Source organism: Vibrio marinisediminis (genome assembly GCF_014050145.1).
GTDB lineage: Bacteria > Pseudomonadota > Gammaproteobacteria > Enterobacterales > Vibrionaceae > Vibrio > Vibrio marinisediminis.
The window spans coordinates 312,997-331,539 of the sequence record NZ_JACFYF010000002.1 but is presented as its reverse complement, the minus strand read 5'-3'; the positions used below and the strand labels follow the sequence as shown (position 1 = coordinate 331,539).

Below are 18,543 nucleotides of genomic sequence, written 5' to 3'. Positions count from 1 at the left end.
TTAATTAGTTGTTGATTCTCGGAGTTTCTTTCATGTACATGGCTCAACCTGGCCATATTGATCACATCAAGCAGGTCAATGCTGGCCGTGTATATAAACTCATTGATCAAAAAGGCCCTATTTCTCGAATCGACTTATCGAAGCAGAGTGAGCTTGCGCCCGCAAGTATTACTAAAATTACTCGCGAGTTGATCGAGGCTCACCTTATTCACGAAACGACAGTGCAAGAGTCAATTAGTCGTGGTCGCCCTGCTGTAGGGCTACAAGTGAATAACGAGGGCTGGCAGTTTTTATCAATGCGTCTTGGTCGTGGATATCTTACCATCGCACTGCATGAGCTAGGCGGTGATGTTCTTATTGATACCAAAATCGATATTCACGAAATCGATCAGGAAGATGTGTTAGCACGACTTCTGCACGAGATCGAAGAGTTCTTTCAAACCTATTCCGATCAGCTAGATCGTGTGACCAGTATTGCCATTACCTTACCGGGCTTAGTGAATTCTGAGCAAGGCATTGTATTGCAAATGCCTCACTACAATGTTGAAAACCTCGCGCTTGGTCCAGAGATCTATAAAGCGACGGGTTTGCCTGTTTTTGTGGCTAACGATACCCGAGCCTGGGCATTGGCTGAGAAGCTATTTGGTCACTCACAAGAGAATGAAAACTCTGTGCTCATTTCCATTCACCATGGTTTAGGCGCGGGTATTATTCTTGATGGGCGCGTTTTACAAGGGCGTCACGGTAACATTGGCGAACTAGGTCACATTCAAATTGATCCGAATGGCAAGTTGTGCCATTGCGGTAATCGTGGTTGTTTAGAAACAGTGGCGAGCTCGCAAGCGATTCGGACTGAAGTGACAGAACGTATTGCTAACGGTGAAGAGTCAGTGCTTGCTGATATCGAAGATGTGTCTGTTGAAGACATCTGCGAAGCCGCGGTAAATGGTGATGCGCTAGCGATTGACGTAATTGAAAAGTTAGGTCGATATTTAGGTGCCGCTACCGCGTTAGTTATTAATTTATTCAACCCTGAGAAAATCCTGATTGGTGGGGTGATAAACCAAGCGAAAGAAGTGTTGTATCCGGCGATTCAAAAGTGTATCAAAGAGCAAAGTTTACCCGTTTATCATCAAGATCTTGAGTTAGTTGAGTCACGCTTCTATAAACAAGCAACTATGACTGGTGCTGCTCTCGTAAAACAGGCACTATATGATGGTTTATTGCTTATGAAAGTGATAGAAGGGTAATGAATTCATCTCGTTGCGTGATTTAGCTAGATCTATAGCCATTTGCTGACAGCGAGATATTACGCATCGTGTGATCCAGATAACTGCTGTAGAGAATCGATATGACCGGAGTATTAAACACTGTAGACCAACGAACAAAGTTGGTGGGTGAAAACCGTTTGGAGTTGTTGCTGTTTAGTCTAAATAGCAGCCAAATGTTCGCTATTAATGTGTTTAAAGTGCGTGAAGTAATTAAAGTACCGCCATTGACTAAAATGCCGGGAGCACACTACAACATCACGGGTGTCGCTTCTTTGCGTGGTGTCTCGGTGCCGATTATTGATTTACGCGCTGCGATTGGATTTCCGCCATCTCGTCTTGAAAACCAAGAAGAAAACCTGATCATCACTGAGTATAACCGCACGGTGCAGGGCTTTTTGGTTGGGCAAGTTCGCAATATTGTGAATACCACCTGGAGTGAGATTCAGCCACCGCCGAAAACGGCTGGTCGTTCAAACTATTTAACCGCGATTACTCGAATCAAAGACGCAGAAAGCGAAAAGATTATCGAGATTATTGATGTTGAAAAAGTACTGGCTGAAATTATCGACTACGATGTGTCTATCTCCGAAGGCGTATTGGACGAGCAACTTGCAGCGCAGATGATTGGTCGTAATGTCTTGATTGTTGATGACTCATCAACCGCACGCGCACAGGTCAAAGGAACACTTTCTCAGCTTGGACTTAACATTCTCGAATGTTGTGATGGTTTACAAGCATTGAGGTTGCTGCAATCTTGGTGTGATGAAGGCAAAGACGTTGCTAACGAATTGCTGCTGATGATCACTGATGCTGAAATGCCAGAAATGGATGGTTATAAACTCACTCATGAAGTGCGTAGTGACCCAAGAATGAAAGACCTACACGTGGTGTTGAATACTTCATTAAGTGGTAGCTTTAATGACGCTATGGTTAAGAAGGTCGGCTGTGATCGCTTTATCTCTAAGTTCCAACCCGATCTACTGGTTGAAGTGACGCAAAATCGTTTGAGAACGGTTCTCGGTCTATGATTTGAAAGAAGGGAGCGAATCGCTCCCTTTTTTAATTCGGTTGGTTTAGGTGGTCTTACTTAGATAACGAGTTAATGAAAGTCGCGCGATTTACTGTGCAACCCTGTTAGTGTATCCGTTAGGTCTTCTAATTTCCCTGCGATCACATGTGTCACCTCTCCCTCTCGTTCTAAAATCCCTTTTACGCGTAGTATCTTTGCTGTTAAGTAGGCTTGCTGTTGTGCTCTTGCCGTTGCTCGCCAAACGACGACATTGATATTGCCGGTATCATCTTCCAAGGTGAAGAAGGTAACGCCAGCCGCGGTACCGGGAGATTGTCGTCCGGTGACCACACCGACGACGGTCACCAAAGACTTGTGCGCTTTGGTGTACAGTTGATTCATACGAGTAAAGCGTCCCAATATCCCGGCTTTGTCTAATAGGTTAATTGGGTGCTGGGTCAGAGACAGACCAGTAGCCGCATAATCTTCTAACAGTGTTTGCACGTCAGTTGGCGCGCTGATTGGCGAACGCATAGCAGGACTGCTTTGATCTTCTAATGTTTGGAAAAGTGGCAAATCGGAAAGTGAGTCCATCATTGCCCAGCGTGCTTGGTAGCGATTATTCGCAATAGCCTGCATAGCATTTGCCGATGCCAATAATTCAATATCGCGCCTGTTTAGACCAATGTGTTTAAGTTGGTGTGGATGCTGAAAGCCATGGGTGCCACGAACACGAACCAGCTTTTCACTACTTTCTTTACTTAACCCTTTTATTTGCCGAAAACCGAGTTGAATCGCTAAACCATTTTGTATGCCCACGACTTGATGATCGTACAGTGAGTGGTTAACACAGACTGGCATGACAGTTAGCCCATGACGCTTAGCATCTTGTATTAGCTGTGAGGCGCTGTAGAAGCCCATAGGCAAGCTATTAAGCAGAGAAGTATAGAACGCCTCAGGATAATAGAATTTAAGCCATGCAGAGCAATAGGCGAGCACAGCGAAGGACGCCGAGTGGCTTTCAGGGAAGCCGTATTCACCGAAGCCAAGAATTTGGTCAAATATTCGTTCAGCAAATTCCGCTTCATAGCCACGGTTAAGCATGCCTTCGATGAGCTTGCTTCTAAATTTTATTAAATCGCCATTTTTTTTCCAAGCAGCCATGGCGCGGCGTAACTGATCCGCTTCACCACCGCTAAACCCAGCGGCGACCATCGCGAGCTTGATCACCTGTTCTTGGAAAATAGGTACGCCCATGGTGCGTTCAAGCACTTGTTTTACCTCTTCGGAAGGGTAGGTCGTCGCTTCCTCACCATTACGGCGTTTTAAGAAAGGGTGCACCATATCGCCTTGAATGGGACCGGGACGAACAATGGCTATTTGGATCACTAAATCGTAGTAGCTGGCAGGTTTTAACCTTGGCAGCATGCTCATTTGCGCGCGAGATTCAATTTGGAATACGCCAACCGTATCCGCGCGTTGGATCATGCCGTAAACATTAGCGTCATCTTGGCGACGCGTGATTTCGGCAATGCTCAATGACTCGCCATGAAAGCGTTTGACGAGCTCAAAGCATTTGCGAATCGCACTGAGCATGCCAAGAGCTAATACATCCACTTTAAGCAGCGCTAAGCTTTCTAGATCATCTTTGTCCCATTGAATTACCGTGCGATCCGGCATTGAGGCATTTTCAACGGGCACCAGTTCATATAAAGGACCAGATGAGATCACAAAGCCGCCAACATGCTGAGATAGATGGCGAGGGAAGCCGATGATCTCATTCACTAGCTGGATAAACTGCTCACCTTTGAGTGAGTTTGGATCTATGCCCAATTGTACGATTTGCGCTTGCCAACCTTGAGCGCTATCACGTCGATTGACATGCTTGATGAAGTAATCGAGTTGGCTCTCTTCGATGCCTAGCGCTTTACCCACATCACGTACCGCACTTTTAAAGCGGTAGGAGATCACCGTTGCGGCTAAGGCGGCACGTTCACGACCATACTTTTGGTAGATGTATTGAATGACTTCTTCGCGGCGTTGATGCTCAAAATCAACATCGATATCGGGTGGCTCATCGCGCTCTTTGCTGATAAAACGCTCGAACAACACTGAAATCTGGCGTGGGTCAACCGAGGTGATCTCTAAGCAATAACACACCACCGAATTTGCAGCGGATCCCCGACCTTGGTAGAGGATCTGGCTGCGTTTAGCGAACATCACAATGTCATGAATGGTCAGAAAATAAAACGGGTAATTTAGCTCCTCAATGAGTGTCAGTTCTTTTTCAATCGTCTGTTCGATATCTTCGGGTACACCATCAGGAAAGCGCTGCTGCTTGCCATAAACGACGAGCTTACGTAGGAAGCTCATTGGTGTTTCACCATCAGGGATCAGCTCGCTTGGGTATTCGTATTTCAGTTCACTAAGGCTGAACGTACAGCGCTGCGCAATCTGTACACTCTCTTGTAACCATTGAGGTTTAAACAGCTTATTGAGTTTATCGATACTACGTAGTGAGCGCTCGGTATTGACCAGAAGGTGGCTGCCGATGCTATCGACACTGGCACCGTGTTTAATCGCGGTAAGAGTATGCTGCAAGGGTAAACGAGTCGCCGTGTGCATCAGTACGCCACCGCAAGCCGTAATGGGTAACTGCAATTCACCGGCTAATGATTCACAGTACCTAAGGTAGAGTGAATCATCAGACTTTAGGTGGCGCTGAACAGCAAGCCATAAGCGTGACTGGTGATGCTGGTAGAGCCATTGTCCCCATTTGCGGTCTTCTTCTTGATGGGTTGGCAGCCAAAGGATGAAGCAATGGCGGATCGACATTAAATCCCACTCAGAGAGCTGGTAATGACCTTTTTCGGAGCGACGCCTCGCATTCGTGATAACACGGCATAATTCCGCATACGCTTGTCTGTTAGGGCACACTAAAACGACTTGGCACTCGTCGTTGAGCCAAAACATACTGCCAATAATAAGCTTTATGCCGAGCTGGTGGTTTTTGATTGCGGTATGGGCGCGAACCACACCGGCAACGGAACACTCATCGGTAATCGCGAGTGCACGGTAGCGAAGAAAATCGGCTTGTAGTATTAGCTCTTCTGCATGGGAAGCGCCGGTCAAAAATGAGAAGTTACTTTGACAAAAAAGCTCTGCGTACGACATGGTCTTTTCTCCGTTTAACTAAATTGCCCGTGGAGAAACCACTGCTTGTCTTGGTTGCGAAAGATCCAGAGCCAGCGGCCTTTATTGCTGCGAGCAATGAAGTAGTCACGTGTAATATCGTTGCCATCCCACCAGCCGGTGACAAAGCGCTCCGGACCTTGAACAATCGAGACTTTCTCTTGTAAAAGTTGCGGAATCGGCAAAAGAAAGCTTGGTCGGCAGCGACTGGCTGTTTTCCTTGGTGAAATGACCAAACTAGCGTCACACAGTTGAGTTGCTTTTTCTGGGCGAGGATCATTACTTAGCGTGATTTTGTGGACCTTGTCTTTGCCCAGTTTTGCTTGCAGAAAACCAATCAGTTCAAGCGATGTTTGTGTGCCTTGTGGTCCATTAAACATATCACGGCTACTGGCATCTAGCAGGCCTCCACGTTCTATCGCCAGCGTTAAACCTTGTACGGGCGCTTCGAGCTTGATTGATTCCAAAGTCAGTTGGCACAGCTTTAGCCACTGTTTGGACGTATAATCACCACTGGCCGAGGTAAAGTGAATATAGCTGGTTTGATTGTCTCGTTGGTGGAGTTGCAGAGTCAGTTCGTAGGCAACATGATTACGTAAAGTTAAAAATAACTCTAACCGTTCAAGCAACTTTTTAAGCGGTCTTTCCAGCCATTGAACATTTTCAATCTCATACAGTAACTCTAGGTAACTGTGGAATTTTTCTGGCGGGTGATAAAAGTCGACGGGGTGTTTGAATTGCCCTAATAGTCGACCGACATAATTGACCAAATCGATATCAAATCGGCGTGCTAACTCTGCCATTGGTAAGCTGAGTAAATCATCTAATGTATTCACCCCAACGCGTTGCAATGCCGCGATTTGTTTTGCTGCTAACTCAGTTTGAGTGAGCGCATAAGGGCGGATAATGTTCATCAATTTATCTTTATCATCTGATATCAACATCGTCGCCGATTTAGCGAGTAACATCGCTGAATATGGAGAAAACCCAGTAGAAAAAGCGTATTGATAACCCAGTTTATCAAGGTGTATTGATAACGCTTGCCAATAAGCTTCTATACCACCATAGAGACAAAGCATATCGCTCACTTTAAGCAAGATTCCCTGTGGCGGAAGTAGCACAATATCGGAGGTGACAAGATAGAGCCATTGCGCAATATCGGTCAGGGTTTGTTGCTCTAGTTTTTGTTGGTAAGGATGCACTTGTAACTCATGGCAAAGTGCACTGGCACTGCCTAACCCCATACCCAGTTGGATACCAAGTTTTAAAGCGTGTTGATTCGCTTGCACGATCTGGAAATGTTGCCCGTCGACGATAACAATAGGTTGTTCGGCTAGATGAGAAAGCGATGTTTCTGAAAACAGCGCGTCCAACTGTAAGGTTGGAAAATGTAGATAGAGCCATAACTGCATCATTAGCCTTGCTTACGCAGCGGAAAAGGGATCACCACAGGATCAGCTTGTTCTACAGTCAACTGAGACCAACGAGAGCGCATATCAAGCACAAAGCTCCCGTGCACCCAGCCGCCTTTGCGTTTGGTGATGGTCACATTCAGCCCATAGTTATGCGGCTCTAAACGCATACAAAGGCTAACAGGCAGTGAAAATAGATGCGCTTGTGCTTGCTTAAATAAAAAGTGCAAGCAATGACCGGTTTCACTGGCGACTTGTAAACGGCGTGCTTGGTGGACTTCCAAGTCAGATTGCCATAACAACACGTTGCTGCAAGCTCCACTTTTCAGGCATTGCTCTGCCGCCCATAAAGCATGTTGTGGGTTGTCAGGGTAGATAAGTAGAATTTGATTTAGGTCGAATCCTTGCTCAGCAAGCATTTCGGCGCATAGGTAACCGGGAGGCTGAATAAACACGCTCATGCGCTCTTCACTGCTGGCAAGTAAATGGGGCAGTAGTAGTCTTAATTCACCAATCCCAGAGTCACTTTGTAGTTCAACCACCCCGTATTTAGGAAAACCACCTTCTAGTTTGCTGTCTAATAGTGGAAAGCCAGTTGAGTGGGTATCTAAAGGGTGGTGTTGGGCTGTGCCTTGCCATAACCACTGTTTCTGTTTGAGGTGTTCAATCACTTCGTACATAGGCTGCTGTCAATTAATTAACCTGTATATTTATACAGTATAAATTATCTTGTAAACACGGCAATAGCTAGCACAAAGAAAAACGCCTTGTGAAGTCACAAGGCGTTGATGTAATGGGAATTATTTTTTGGGTTGGGCATCAATACATTGCCCGTGGATTTCTCTGCCTTCTGGAGCCATCAAATAGAGATACAGTGGCATAATGTCCAGTGGTGTTTTCAGCAAATCCGTGTCTTCTGCAGGGTAAGCTTTAGCGCGCATACCAGTACGAGTACCACCTGGGTTAATCGCATTAACGCGAATCGTACTATCGCTTAGCTCATCAGCTAACACTTGCATCATGCCTTCAGTTGCAAATTTTGAAATGGCGTACGTGCCCCAAAAAGCACGACCAACATGACCCACGGTAGAAGAAGTGAAAACAATACGCGCATCAGGTGATTTGTGCAGTAGTGGTAAGACGGCTTGCGACATTAGGAATTGTGCTTTGACATTCACTTGCATGACGTCGTCGTAGCTATCTTCACCAATTTGATCAAATGGGCTAATCACGCCTAACAGTCCCGCATTGTGGAGTACGCCATCAAGACGACCGAACTGGCTTTCAATGGTATCAACCATGTCTAAGTAGTTCTGTTTAGTCGCCCCTTTCATATCGAGCGGAATAATAGCGGGTTGAGCATAGCCGGCCGCTTCAATCTCATCGTAGGTTTGTTCCAGTTTTTTTACTGTACGTCCAAGTAAAATCACGGTTGCACCGTGCTCCGCAAAACTGATAGCGGCTTGTTTACCAATGCCAGAACCTGCACCAGTAACGAGAATGACTTTGTCTTTTAGGGCGTTATCAGCAACTGAATAATCCACGCTATGCTTCCTTATTGTAATGAACTACTTTTAGTCTTCGTGACAAGATGGTTACAATACACCAATTCGCACATTGAGAGGATATTCAGCTTGGAATTTTTGTTGGACTACGGGCTATTTTTAGCCAAGATTGTGACTGTGGTAGTCGCATTGGTTGCGATTTTAATTGTTGCTAAAAGTGTTGGTGGTAAAAGCGGCGCGGCAAAAGGTGAGTTGGAAATTACCAACCTTACCGAGCAGCATAAACAAACCGTTGAGCAACTAGAACATCATTTGCATGATGATGCATTTCTAAAAGCACGTGATAAAGCCGAAAAGAAAGACGAGAAAGAAAAAAATAAAGCACGCGAAAAAGAGATCAAAAAAGCAGCGAAAGAGGGTGAACTTGAAAGCAAGCGTGAAGCACACCTGTTTGTACTGGATTTCAAAGGCAGCATCGATGCAAAAGAAGTGGCGTCACTGCGTGAAGAAGTGACCGCAATTTTAGCGGTTGCTCGTGAAGGGGATGAAGTGTTGCTTCGCCTTGAATCGGGTGGTGGTATGGTCCATGGCTATGGTTTGGCTTCATCACAACTTGATCGCTTGAAATCCGCAGGCTTACCACTGACGATTTCCGTGGATAAAGTGGCGGCCAGTGGCGGCTACATGATGGCATGTATCGCAGATAAAATCGTTTCTGCTCCGTTTGCGATTGTTGGCTCGATTGGTGTTATTGCTCAGTTACCAAACTTCAATAAAGTGCTGAAAAAATACGATATAGAATATGAGCAACTGACAGCGGGCGAGTACAAACGCACGCTCACTATGTTTGGTGAAAATACCGATAAAGCTCGTGAGAAGTTTAAAGAAGAGCTTGAAGAAACTCATGTGTTGTTTAAAGACTTTATTCGTGATCACCGCCCAGAGCTTGATCTAGAAAAAGTGGCAACGGGTGAGCACTGGTTTGGAACTCAAGCTTTTAACCTTGGTTTAGTTGACGAAATTAAAACCTCAGATGACATTGTGGTTGAAGCTTGTAAAGACAAAACGGTATTGGCGATTCATTACGTAGAGAAGAAAAAAATCACCTCTAAGCTTGCAGCGCTAATGGGCGAAGCGGCTGACAATGTATTGATGAAATTGATCGACCGTGGTCAACGTCCAATCGTTTAATCGCTAATTGATTGTAATGGCAACATATAATGCAGTGCTGAGTGGTGAACTCGCACTGCATTTTTTATTCCTCACATAAAACCTTTTTTATCTTCTGAGCATTCGGGTTTGATCTAGGCAAAGAAAACTTGCGTAAACAACACCGATTAGCAGAGTAAACACTCGCTTGCCTAAGTTAATACAGAGGAAGGTATTATGTTCAAACGCATCTTAATTATTATCACTGTCATGTTCAGTACATTAGTTATGTTGTCGCCTGTTAAAGCAGGTGATCATGGCATGGACAAAGGCGATATTGTCGACGTTGCCGTTGAGAATGGCTCTTTCACCACTCTTGTTGCCGCTGTCAAAGCTGCAGGGCTAGTGGATACGCTCAAAAGTGAAGGTCCTTTTACGGTATTTGCCCCAACGGATGACGCATTTGCAAAATTGCCAGATGGCACAGTAGAGATGCTGTTAAAACCAGAGAACAAAGATAAGTTGGTTGCCATTTTGACTTATCATGTGGTGCTAGGAGAAGTGATGGCAGCAGACGTGGTGAAACTGGATAAAGCGAAAACCGTGCAAGGTCAAGACGTGATGATTGCGGTAAAAGACAACAAAGTGATGGTAAATAACGCCCAAGTTATTGCTACTGATGTCAAAGCCAGTAATGGGGTCATTCACGTAATTGATACCGTCATTATGCCCAAGTAGTGAAGGTACCCAAAGATAGAAAAAAAGGGAGCCTTGACTAGAGGCTCCCTAAAATAACACCGGAAATAGGGGGTGGGTGTTAACCCCGCATGACCATAAATGGACGTTTGGGGATGTTAGGAATAATTAAAGTTTGCCTTCGCTACCACACATGCGGATCTTGTCCATCACCACTTGTTTCATCGCTGCTTTACCCGGAGTGATGTATTTACGTGGGTCATTAGCATCTGGGTGCTCAGCAAAGTGCTGTTTCACTGCATTTGAGAAAGCAATTTTCAGCTCTGTTGCCACGTTAACTTTACATACGCCTAAATCAATACAGCGACGAACCATCTCATCAGGCACGCCCGACGCGCCATGTAGTACCAGCGGAATATCAACCACCGAGCGGATCTTCTCTAGGCGGGCAAAGTCTAGTTTTGGCTCTGCTTTGTATAAGCCGTGAGCCGTACCAATGGCGACCGCGAGTGAATCAATGCCTGTTCGACGAACGAATTCAGCCGCGGATGCTGGATCAGTCATCAGTGCGTCGGCGCTATCAACGATAAGATCATCTTCTTGCCCGCCTAAGCGACCAAGCTCGGCTTCAACACTGGCGTCAAAACGGTTGCAGTATTGAACCACTGAACGAACGATTTCGATATTCTGATCAAAAGCGTGGTGTGAACCATCAATCATCACAGAGCGAATGCCGTGCTCTACTTTGTTGCGAATATCTTGCAAGTCTTCATGGTGATCAAGGTGCAGTACCAATGGAATTGAATGTTTGTGCGCCGCTTCTTTACAGATGCTGATCAAGTAATCGGTACCGGCATAATCATATGTACCCGGCGTACCAGCCAAAATAACAGGAGAACCCATCTCTGATGCTGTTTCGACAATGACTTGCACCGTTTCTAGGTTATGAATATTGAATGCAGGAACCGCGTAGCCACCTTGCTGAGCACGTTTAAGCATTTCACGAGAAGAGATTAGATACATAAAGCCTCCTGACTTGGTACTGATTCAGCCTTAAAAATAAGACGTCCATTAACCCAAGTTTTTTCAATTGAGAAATCTGATTTGACGGCCACCATGGAAGCACGTTTGCCCACTTCTAAAGTGCCGATTTGATGTTGTAAGCCCAGCGATTGCGCTGGCGCTAAAGAGGCCATTAGCCACGCTTGCTCTAGCGGTAAGTTGAGCCATTGTTGAATGTTCTTCACTGCGGTGAGCAACGTGAGCGTGCTACCGGCTAATCCACCCGCATCGGTGGTAACTACGCCGTCTTTCATGTGCACGGTATATTCGCCGAGGGTATATTCACCGTCAGGCATGCCAGTAGCACTCATTGCATCGGTGATCAAAGTCAAGCGAGAGCCACTACAGCGGTGAGCAACATCAATAGCCGCAGGGTGTACGTGGTGACCATCGGCAATCATTTCGACATAGCAGTTGGGGTGAGTGAGACCTGCACCGACAACTCCGGGGTCTCGGTGGTGCAAACCACGCATACCGTTGTAGCAGTGCACAACACCGCTTGCGCCAGCATCGAACGCCTGTTTTACTTGTTCATAACTGGCATCGCTATGCCCAAGCGTTACCTTGATACCTTGCTTGCATAGATGACGAATCGCATCAATTGCCCCAGCTTTTTCTGGAGCCAGCGCCACAGTGATCAAGTTGTTATCACAATACGAAATCCAATCATCAAGCTCTTCAACAGACAGGTCGCGGAACCATTTGGTGGGTTGTGCGCCTTTGTGCTTTTCAGTGAAGTAGGGACCTTCTAAATACGCACCAAGGATCTCGGCGCCTTCAACACCATGTTGTTTACTTTTGCCTACTTGTTGCAGTGCAGCGCGCACTTTGGCAACGGGTGCGGTGATGGTTGTTGGAACAAACGCTGTTACGCCTAAACTAGCGAAAAAGCGTGACATGGTGTCTAAGCTTTCGTGGCTGGCATCCATGACATCACAGCCTTTTGCACCATGTACGTGGGTATCGACCATACCCGGTAGTAGGTTGACCTTGCCTAAATCAATAAAGTTCGCATGCTGAGTCGCATCAAATTTTTCAATCGCAGCAATGATACCGTCGCTATCTATAGTGATCAGCGCATCATCAAGCCATGTCTCACCATGCAGCACTCGTTGAGCGCGGTAGCTATGTTGACTGGAGCTATGTTGACTGGAGCTATGTTGATTAGCGCGGTTTTGGTTAGATTCCATCATCTTCTACCACAGCTGTTTGTTGTTCTTTAGCTGCCATTTCAGCGGCTAAAGAGGTGATCCCGCGGTGTCCACATTCGACCGCTTGGTCACGAAATTCAATCAGATTGAGTTCATCTCGTTCTAGCAACATTTCCGCTGCCATTTGCATATTGGTGCCCGTAACGACTTGAATATCATCACGCTCTTGGCTGAGTAATGATGCGGTGCGAAATGGCGTACCACCTAGCAGGTCGGTTAAGAAAACAATCCCTTCTCCTGAGTCGATGTCGGCAATGGCACTGCGCATCGCTACTTCGAGTTGTGGCGTAGTCATCTCTTCTGGAAAGTCGATAAATTTAAATTGATCTTGCTCGCCAATCACTTGGTGAACCGCTTTCGCAAGACCTGAAGCGAAGCCACCATGGCCAGATAAAATTACTGCAATCATGTCTGTTTCCTTATGGGGCTAGCGAACTAGCCCCGTTGTTATAGTCTGGAGAATGGTGTGTATAAATAATGGTGCTTATAGGAAGCCCATAAAGCGTCCGGCAACCCCAAGTACTACGGTAATACCAATCAGTTTTAGAGGGCTCCAACCGCGTTTCACGAGTGCGTACATAGTTAAGGTGTAAACCAGTGGTAAGAACGCAGGCATAAGCTTGTCGATAACGTCTGCTTGCAGTTTTACTACAGCGTCACCAGCGGTGATTTCAGCAGTCGTTGATAGACGAACATAGGTTGCAACAAGTGCACCGATAACCGTCATACCAACCATTGAAGCGGCGTGACCGACCTTCTTAGTGTTGGCCTTGATCACTGGGATAGCGGCAACACCCATACGGTAGGCGTAGTGCGCCAAACCAAAGCGCAGACCAAAGTGAACAACGTTAAACAGTACGATGAAGAACACAGCGCCCATGATTGAGCCTTGCAACGCAAGGTCAGCACCGATACCACCACAGATAGGGAGTAGGGTTAGCCAGAACATCGCGTCACCGATACCACCCATAGGTGCACCAACTGCAATCTTGGTACTTTGAATACTGTTGATGTTCTGTTTTGAACGTTCCATCGCCAGTACGATACCCATAACAAATGTCACCAAGAATGGGTGGGTATTGAAGAAGCCCATGTGACCTTGCATTGCCTTAGATAGGTCAGCTTTATTGGTGTGAATTTTTTTCAGTGCAGGGAGTAAGCCATACAGCCAGCCAGAAGCCTGCATACGTTCGTAGTTGAAAGATGCTTGGAGCAATAGTGAGCGCCATGCCATGCGGTTGATGTCCGCTTTGGTTAGCTCTGCGCCAATTTCCTTATTCTCATATTCATCTTGAGCCACGCCTGGAGCTGGTTGCACGTCAGCGTTTTGGCTACGGAGGTCGAGTTCGTTACTTACATTAGATTCCATCTTCAAAGTCCTCAGCTGGTGCAGTTACAGGTGTTGGTTCGGTTTTGCGCATAAAGTCGATGATGGCCATAGCCGTGGCTGCAGCAGCAATAGCGAGGATTGGTAGTTCTATCCATGCTGCGGCTACGAAACCAAGAATGAAGTACGGGATGTAGGCATTTTTCATCATGATCTTCATCAGTACAGCAAAACCGATAGCAGGCATGATGCCACCCGCGACACCTAGACCGTCGATAAGATCTTTCGGTAGGATTTCAACCATCTTTCCTGCGTGTTCAGCACCAAGGTAGACTGGTAAGAATGCGCATAAGAAGTAGAAAGTACCCAGTACAGCCAATGCTGTGTAGTTAACGCGTTCAATACCTTTGGTATCGGCGTCCTGTGCGTACTCATCACACTTAGACATAACCGCTGACATTGCAGAGAAGAGTAGGGTGATACCCATTTGTACTGCGACCGCAAAAGGTACAGCGACACCAACCGCGACATTAGGCTCAACTTTGGTGGTGATAGCGAAAGCCGTACCGACGATAGTACCGATGATGACGTTTGGTGGCTGAGCACCTGCAAGAGGTGCAAGACCCATCCAAATCAGTTCTAGCGTACCGCCGACTAAGATACCGGTTTGCAAGTCGCCTAAAATTAGACCAACAAGCGGACCAAGTACCACAGGGCGGTGGAAGTGAGTGAGACCGTTGAATAAATCTAGGCCAGCAAAGAAGGCTAGGATGCCGAGCATCAACGCCTGTAAGAGTCCTATTTCCATGATTGGTGTCCTTATTATTAGATAAGAGTAAAGAGGTCAGTGGCGCTTTCAGTCGGTACACCTTGAAGGGTGCATGTCACTCCTAGCGCTTTTAGTTGTTCAAATTCCGCTACGTCTTCAGCATCAACTGAAACCGTTTTGGCAATTTGTTTCTTTCCTTCCACGTAGTGCATGTTACCTACGTTGATATTGCTAATTGGTACGCCGCCTTCCACCAATTGACGGAAGTCTTTTGGTGTACGACAAACCAATAGAATGCGTTGGCGATCAGCCGCTTTATGGATGGTGTCGATGGTTTTTTGTACCGTCCAAAAACGGATTGCAATGCCATCGGCAAGTACCATTTCCATTAGGTTCTGCTGAATCGTGTCTTCAGCCACTTCGTCGTTAACCACAACGACGATATTGGCGTTAGCAAAACCTACCCACTGCACACCCACTTGTCCGTGGACAAGGCGCTCATCAATTCGACTTAAAACGATATTTGGCATGGTCAATTCCTTATAAGATTCTTTATTTGTTAAGTGGGTAGATGGTGACGCCTTGCACCACTCGGTTTACTTCGCCCGTTGGGCATGGATTGTCTGGTCCAAAGCCCAGCTGAAGTGATTTCTCAAATGCCAGCATTTGGCAGAATAAAATGTATGGGAAGCAGAGCCATTGGTCGCCAAGACCAAGTTGACCAAGCTCGAAGACATCTTCTTCGTTGAGGGCAACCTCAGTGATCGCCACATGAGCGAGCGTTTGCTTGTCTCGACGGATTTCATTGAAGAGATCCATGTCGTATTGGCGGGTATAGCTATCACTCGAAAGCAATTGAATAACGAGTGCTTGGTCATTAATGGTGAATTTAGGACCGTGGCGGAAGCCAAGTGACGAGTCGAATGCGGTCATCACTTCACCGGCGCTGAGTTCTAATGATTTCAAAGAAGCTTCGCGAGCAAGACCAGCAAAACCGCCGCTGCCGAGTACGATTAAGCGCTGATAAGGTTGCTCTGCCAACGCTTTAATCGCTTGTTGCCATTGCTCTAATTTGGCTTCGCACAGTGCGGCAGTTGCTTCAATTTGAGCATGCCATTGCTTTGGTGTTTGACCGCCCAGGAGTGTTAGCGTTGACATCAACATGCAGCTGAAGCTTGATGTCATGGCAAAGCTCTTATCGTTTGAGCCTTCTGGCATTAGCATGCAATAAGCGTTTTGCGCCACTTTCGCGTAGCGGGAAAGCTCACCTTCTGCGTTACAAGTTAAAAATAAGTGGTGGCAATCAGGGATCAGTTGATCGACTAAAGCGACGGCTGCAACACTCTCAGGGCTGTTACCTGAGCGCGCATAAGAGACAAGCAGTGTCGGGCGGCTCGGATCCAAGTATTGCTCTGGGTTTGAAACCAAATCGGTGGTTGGAATAGCCTCTACTTGAAAGCGTAACCCCGCTTGAATAAAGGGCGCAGCGGCATCGCCAACAAACGCCGATGTACCAGCACCCGTTAAGATGATGCGTAAATCTTGTCGAGCTAATAGCGGGTTAAGAAAGGCGCTAACCGTATCGTATTGCTGCTCCAAGATGGTGGAAAGAGCACGCCATAAACGAGGCTGGTGGCTGATTTCCTGAGCAGTGTGAACGCCGTTGTGCTGTTCTAGCCACGGTAACTCATAGCCTAAAAACGAACTCATTTGATAGTCTCCTTGCGAGCCACTGTGTTGGCATAACAAGCTTGGGAATAGACTTCGGTCACTTCCATAATCTTGTGCATGACAATATCAGCGGGTTGATTCTGAATTTGATGTTGAGAAATAGCCTTAGCTTGGTTCGGTAAATATTGGCTAAGGAGAGTCACTGGCAACGGCTTGGCAGTTAGGTTGTCAAACAGAGCTTGCTGCGCCGCTTTTACTTCTGGATGAGTCCAGTAATAACGAATGCGATCACTCAAGCTGTAACTGCAATCAAGGTATTGCTGATGCCCTTTGCTTGAGTAGTGTGAACGCCAGTAATTTGGTTGCTCGTGCATCACCTGTTCAATGGTGTCACGTAGGTGTGATGCGTGATGCGTACCCAGCCATTCTTTCTCTGCGCGATCTAGCCCATAAAGCGCCTCTCGCAGGGCGAAAGTTAACGCCGGTCCGACTTTCAAAATGGCAAAGTGATCAGCGACCAATTGGTGGTATGCGATTGGGTTTTGGTAATCAGTGGAATGCGCTTCAAAAACAAGGTTTGGTTGGCTCTCGATAAGTTGACCTAATGATTGCGCTTCGTCACTGTTGTAGTGGTGAACACTGTGGTGGTCAAACTCAACGCCAGGTTGAACAACAAGTCCAATCACGCGAGGCCATACATAACCTAAGCCCATATCGCTAAATGCTTGATGATGGGCATCTAAAGTGGCTAACGCTTCTTGCGGTTTAGTCACTTCAATACCTTCATCTTCTAAAGATTCAAGTGCGCCTCCCGGAGTGGGTACTTCGGTGCCGATGACATAAACAGGGGACTCGCCACCCACCATCTTCCATGCATTTTCTGCTACTAAGCAAAGTTGCGCAGCGCGCTCTGCCATAACGGCTTCACTCAGTGGCGATTGCTCGTCTTTACAAGGCATCGAGCAATCTAGATGAATTTTTTTAAAACCAGCACAAACGTAGTCGTGGATCATCTGTGCGGAATATTCCATTGCTTCTGTCACGCTCAGATGTTGCCAGCAGTTTGGACCTAAATGGTCACCGCCAAGAACAATGTGCTCTGCTGGAAAGCCTAAACGTTGCGCCAGTGAAAAGACGTGCTGGGCAAAATCTTTTGGCGTCATACCAGTGTACCCACCGAACTGATTGACTTGGTTTGATGTTGCTTCAATCAGTACAAGTTGGTTGTCTTGTGCCGCTTGTTTGATTGCCGCTTCAAGAACCAGAGGATGCGCAGAACAGACCGAATAGATTCCGGTAGCGCTTCCTAGCTTGTGTTGTTCGATGAGAGCAAGTAACGATTTCATGATGATTCCTAGTTAACAGTTTGGTCGGCGAGGATGACTTCAACGCCCATTTCAATCAGCGCTTGGTGTGTGGCGTGAGGGATATTGCTATCGGTCACTAACACATCGATTTGATTTGCCGCTCGGATCATGCAAAAGCTTTTGCGCCCAAATTTGCTTGAGTCAGTAACAGCGATAACTTGACGAGCCACATCGCACATTGCTCGGTTAACCTGAGCTTCATAGTTGTCAGGTGTGGTGATGCCAGCTTGTAGATCGAAGCCATCTACGCCCAAAAACAGCTTGTCGAATAGATACGAGCGGATTTGTTGTTCACCGTGGTGCCCAATCAGTGAGCATGAAGCGCGACGTAAACTGCCACCAACAACGTGTAAATCGATACTTTCGATGTTGCTCAGTTGGTAAGCAGTGTTGAGGGCGTTGGTCATTACGACCAGTTGTTGTTTGTTTGCGAGATATTGAGGCATTAAGCCGATGGTAGTGCCTGAATCTAAGATGATGGCTTCACCATCATTGACTAACTTAGCGGCGGCTTGGGCAATGCTTTGTTTTGCACTGCGGTTTAGTTGATCTTTTCGGTAAAGAGGTTGGTCGAAAGCGAAGTTAGGGTTGAGTGTGGCACCGCCGTAACAACGAAATACACAGCCTTCTTTCTCAAGCAAGTTGAGATCATGACGTATAGTCACAGTAGAGACATTATAGTGATGAGCAAACTCATCTACTTTGCCAGAACCATGGGTGCGAATATGCGCCATGATTTGTTGTCTTCGTTCTGCACTCGTCATTGACCGAATCCTCTTTCGTTGCATTTCATTTTTAATGTTGAAATGTTTCGATTTCTTTTGATTGGTATTAAAGCAGGCTCAGAGAAGGAAATGTGAAAGCTAGATCACACTCGAATGCCTTTCGTTTTTGTACTAAAA

General features: G+C 46.5%; 17 protein-coding genes. 4 read left to right on the top strand and 13 right to left on the bottom strand.

Annotated features, from left to right (window positions below; all coding sequences use genetic code 11):
* The first annotated feature begins 32 nt into the window (after positions 1-32).
* Entirely contained in the window at positions 33-1,250 is a 1,218-nt protein-coding gene (gene mlc / locus H2O73_RS05685; protein WP_182107496.1) for a sugar metabolism global transcriptional regulator Mlc, read from the top strand.
* A 101-nt stretch (positions 1,251-1,351) separates the two neighbouring features.
* Entirely contained in the window at positions 1,352-2,299 is a 948-nt protein-coding gene (locus H2O73_RS05680; protein ID WP_182107494.1) for a chemotaxis protein CheV, read from the top strand.
* A 71-nt stretch (positions 2,300-2,370) separates the two neighbouring features.
* Here H2O73_RS05680 and H2O73_RS05675 read toward each other — a convergent pair whose 3' ends face one another.
* The 4 genes from H2O73_RS05675 to H2O73_RS05660 form a co-directional block, all read right to left on the bottom strand.
* Positions 2,371-5,454 (bottom strand): error-prone DNA polymerase, encoded by a 3,084-nt coding sequence (locus tag H2O73_RS05675; RefSeq protein WP_182107492.1) that lies wholly within the window; start codon positions 5,452-5,454, stop codon positions 2,371-2,373.
* A gap of 14 nt (positions 5,455-5,468) precedes the next feature.
* Entirely contained in the window at positions 5,469-6,884 is a 1,416-nt protein-coding gene (locus H2O73_RS05670) for a Y-family DNA polymerase (protein ID WP_182107880.1), read from the bottom strand.
* 2 nt (positions 6,885-6,886) lie between these two features.
* On the bottom strand, positions 6,887-7,564 hold the full coding sequence (gene imuA, locus H2O73_RS05665; protein WP_182107489.1) for a translesion DNA synthesis-associated protein ImuA: 678 nt from the start codon (positions 7,562-7,564) through the stop codon (positions 6,887-6,889).
* Positions 7,565-7,684: 120 nt separating this feature from the next.
* Positions 7,685-8,428: a YciK family oxidoreductase gene (locus H2O73_RS05660; protein ID WP_182107487.1), complete on the bottom strand. Its 744-nt coding sequence runs from the start codon at positions 8,426-8,428 to the stop codon at positions 7,685-7,687.
* A gap of 90 nt (positions 8,429-8,518) precedes the next feature.
* Here H2O73_RS05660 and sohB point away from each other — a divergent pair, with 90 nt between their 5' ends.
* A complete protein-coding gene (sohB, locus tag H2O73_RS05655; protein ID WP_182107485.1) occupies positions 8,519-9,580 on the top strand; it encodes a protease SohB in 1,062 nt (353 codons plus the stop codon).
* 195 nt (positions 9,581-9,775) lie between these two features.
* Positions 9,776-10,276, top strand: a complete 501-nt coding sequence (locus tag H2O73_RS05650; RefSeq protein WP_182107483.1) for a fasciclin domain-containing protein — start codon at positions 9,776-9,778, stop codon at positions 10,274-10,276.
* A 126-nt stretch (positions 10,277-10,402) separates the two neighbouring features.
* Here H2O73_RS05650 and H2O73_RS05645 read toward each other — a convergent pair whose 3' ends face one another.
* From H2O73_RS05645 to agaR, 9 genes are all read right to left on the bottom strand, one after another.
* The gene (locus tag H2O73_RS05645; RefSeq protein ID WP_182107480.1) at positions 10,403-11,257 is read right to left on the bottom strand and encodes a tagatose bisphosphate family class II aldolase; all 855 of its coding nucleotides are present in this window, start codon (positions 11,255-11,257) and stop codon (positions 10,403-10,405) included.
* On the bottom strand, positions 11,248-12,486 hold the full coding sequence (gene nagA / locus H2O73_RS05640) for an N-acetylglucosamine-6-phosphate deacetylase (protein WP_182107478.1): 1,239 nt from the start codon (positions 12,484-12,486) through the stop codon (positions 11,248-11,250). Before nagA ends, H2O73_RS05645 begins: the two co-directional genes overlap by 10 nt.
* The gene (gene agaF, locus H2O73_RS05635; protein ID WP_182107476.1) at positions 12,476-12,916 is read right to left on the bottom strand and encodes a PTS galactosamine/N-acetylgalactosamine transporter subunit IIA; all 441 of its coding nucleotides are present in this window, start codon (positions 12,914-12,916) and stop codon (positions 12,476-12,478) included. Before agaF ends, nagA begins: the two co-directional genes overlap by 11 nt.
* Before the next feature lie 75 nt (positions 12,917-12,991).
* Complete coding sequence (gene agaE / locus H2O73_RS05630) at positions 12,992-13,876, bottom strand: PTS N-acetylgalactosamine transporter subunit IID (protein WP_182107474.1); 885 nt, start codon at positions 13,874-13,876, stop codon at positions 12,992-12,994.
* On the bottom strand, positions 13,866-14,642 hold the full coding sequence (gene agaW / locus H2O73_RS05625; protein ID WP_182107472.1) for a PTS N-acetylgalactosamine transporter subunit IIC: 777 nt from the start codon (positions 14,640-14,642) through the stop codon (positions 13,866-13,868). The genes agaE and agaW overlap by 11 nt, the downstream gene beginning before the upstream one ends.
* A 17-nt stretch (positions 14,643-14,659) precedes the next feature.
* Positions 14,660-15,133 (bottom strand): PTS N-acetylgalactosamine transporter subunit IIB, encoded by a 474-nt coding sequence (agaV, locus tag H2O73_RS05620; RefSeq protein ID WP_182107470.1) that lies wholly within the window; start codon positions 15,131-15,133, stop codon positions 14,660-14,662.
* A gap of 22 nt (positions 15,134-15,155) precedes the next feature.
* A complete protein-coding gene (locus H2O73_RS05615) occupies positions 15,156-16,313 on the bottom strand; it encodes an SIS domain-containing protein (RefSeq protein ID WP_182107468.1) in 1,158 nt (385 codons plus the stop codon).
* A complete protein-coding gene (locus H2O73_RS05610; protein WP_182107466.1) occupies positions 16,310-17,620 on the bottom strand; it encodes a D-tagatose-bisphosphate aldolase, class II, non-catalytic subunit in 1,311 nt (436 codons plus the stop codon). The genes H2O73_RS05615 and H2O73_RS05610 overlap by 4 nt, the downstream gene beginning before the upstream one ends.
* An 8-nt stretch (positions 17,621-17,628) precedes the next feature.
* Positions 17,629-18,405, bottom strand: coding sequence for a transcriptional repressor AgaR (agaR, locus tag H2O73_RS05605; protein ID WP_182107464.1), 777 nt, complete (start codon positions 18,403-18,405; stop codon positions 17,629-17,631).
* Positions 18,406-18,543 lie beyond the last annotated feature (138 nt).

Bases quoted from the DNA above. Each gene is read 5' to 3' on its own strand.
- H2O73_RS05680 (WP_182107494.1), top strand. From the start codon at position 1,352: ATGACCGGAGTATTAAACACTGTAGACCAACGAACAAAGTTGGTGGGT.
- imuA (WP_182107489.1), bottom strand. From the start codon at position 7,564: ATGTACGAAGTGATTGAACACCTCAAACAGAAACAGTGGTTATGGCAA.
- H2O73_RS05645 (WP_182107480.1), bottom strand. From the start codon at position 11,257: ATGTATCTAATCTCTTCTCGTGAAATGCTTAAACGTGCTCAGCAAGGT.
- nagA (WP_182107478.1), bottom strand. From the start codon at position 12,486: ATGGAATCTAACCAAAACCGCGCTAATCAACATAGCTCCAGTCAACAT.
- agaF (WP_182107476.1), bottom strand. From the start codon at position 12,916: ATGATTGCAGTAATTTTATCTGGCCATGGTGGCTTCGCTTCAGGTCTT.
- H2O73_RS05650 (WP_182107483.1), top strand. From the start codon at position 9,776: ATGTTCAAACGCATCTTAATTATTATCACTGTCATGTTCAGTACATTA.
- H2O73_RS05675 (WP_182107492.1), bottom strand. From the start codon at position 5,454: ATGTCGTACGCAGAGCTTTTTTGTCAAAGTAACTTCTCATTTTTGACC.
- H2O73_RS05670 (WP_182107880.1), bottom strand. From the start codon at position 6,884: ATGCAGTTATGGCTCTATCTACATTTTCCAACCTTACAGTTGGACGCG.
- agaV (WP_182107470.1), bottom strand. From the start codon at position 15,133: ATGCCAAATATCGTTTTAAGTCGAATTGATGAGCGCCTTGTCCACGGA.
- agaE (WP_182107474.1), bottom strand. From the start codon at position 13,876: ATGGAATCTAATGTAAGTAACGAACTCGACCTCCGTAGCCAAAACGCT.
- H2O73_RS05615 (WP_182107468.1), bottom strand. From the start codon at position 16,313: ATGAGTTCGTTTTTAGGCTATGAGTTACCGTGGCTAGAACAGCACAAC.
- mlc (WP_182107496.1), top strand. From the start codon at position 33: ATGTACATGGCTCAACCTGGCCATATTGATCACATCAAGCAGGTCAAT.
- agaR (WP_182107464.1), bottom strand. From the start codon at position 18,405: ATGACGAGTGCAGAACGAAGACAACAAATCATGGCGCATATTCGCACC.
- agaW (WP_182107472.1), bottom strand. From the start codon at position 14,642: ATGGAAATAGGACTCTTACAGGCGTTGATGCTCGGCATCCTAGCCTTC.
- H2O73_RS05610 (WP_182107466.1), bottom strand. From the start codon at position 17,620: ATGAAATCGTTACTTGCTCTCATCGAACAACACAAGCTAGGAAGCGCT.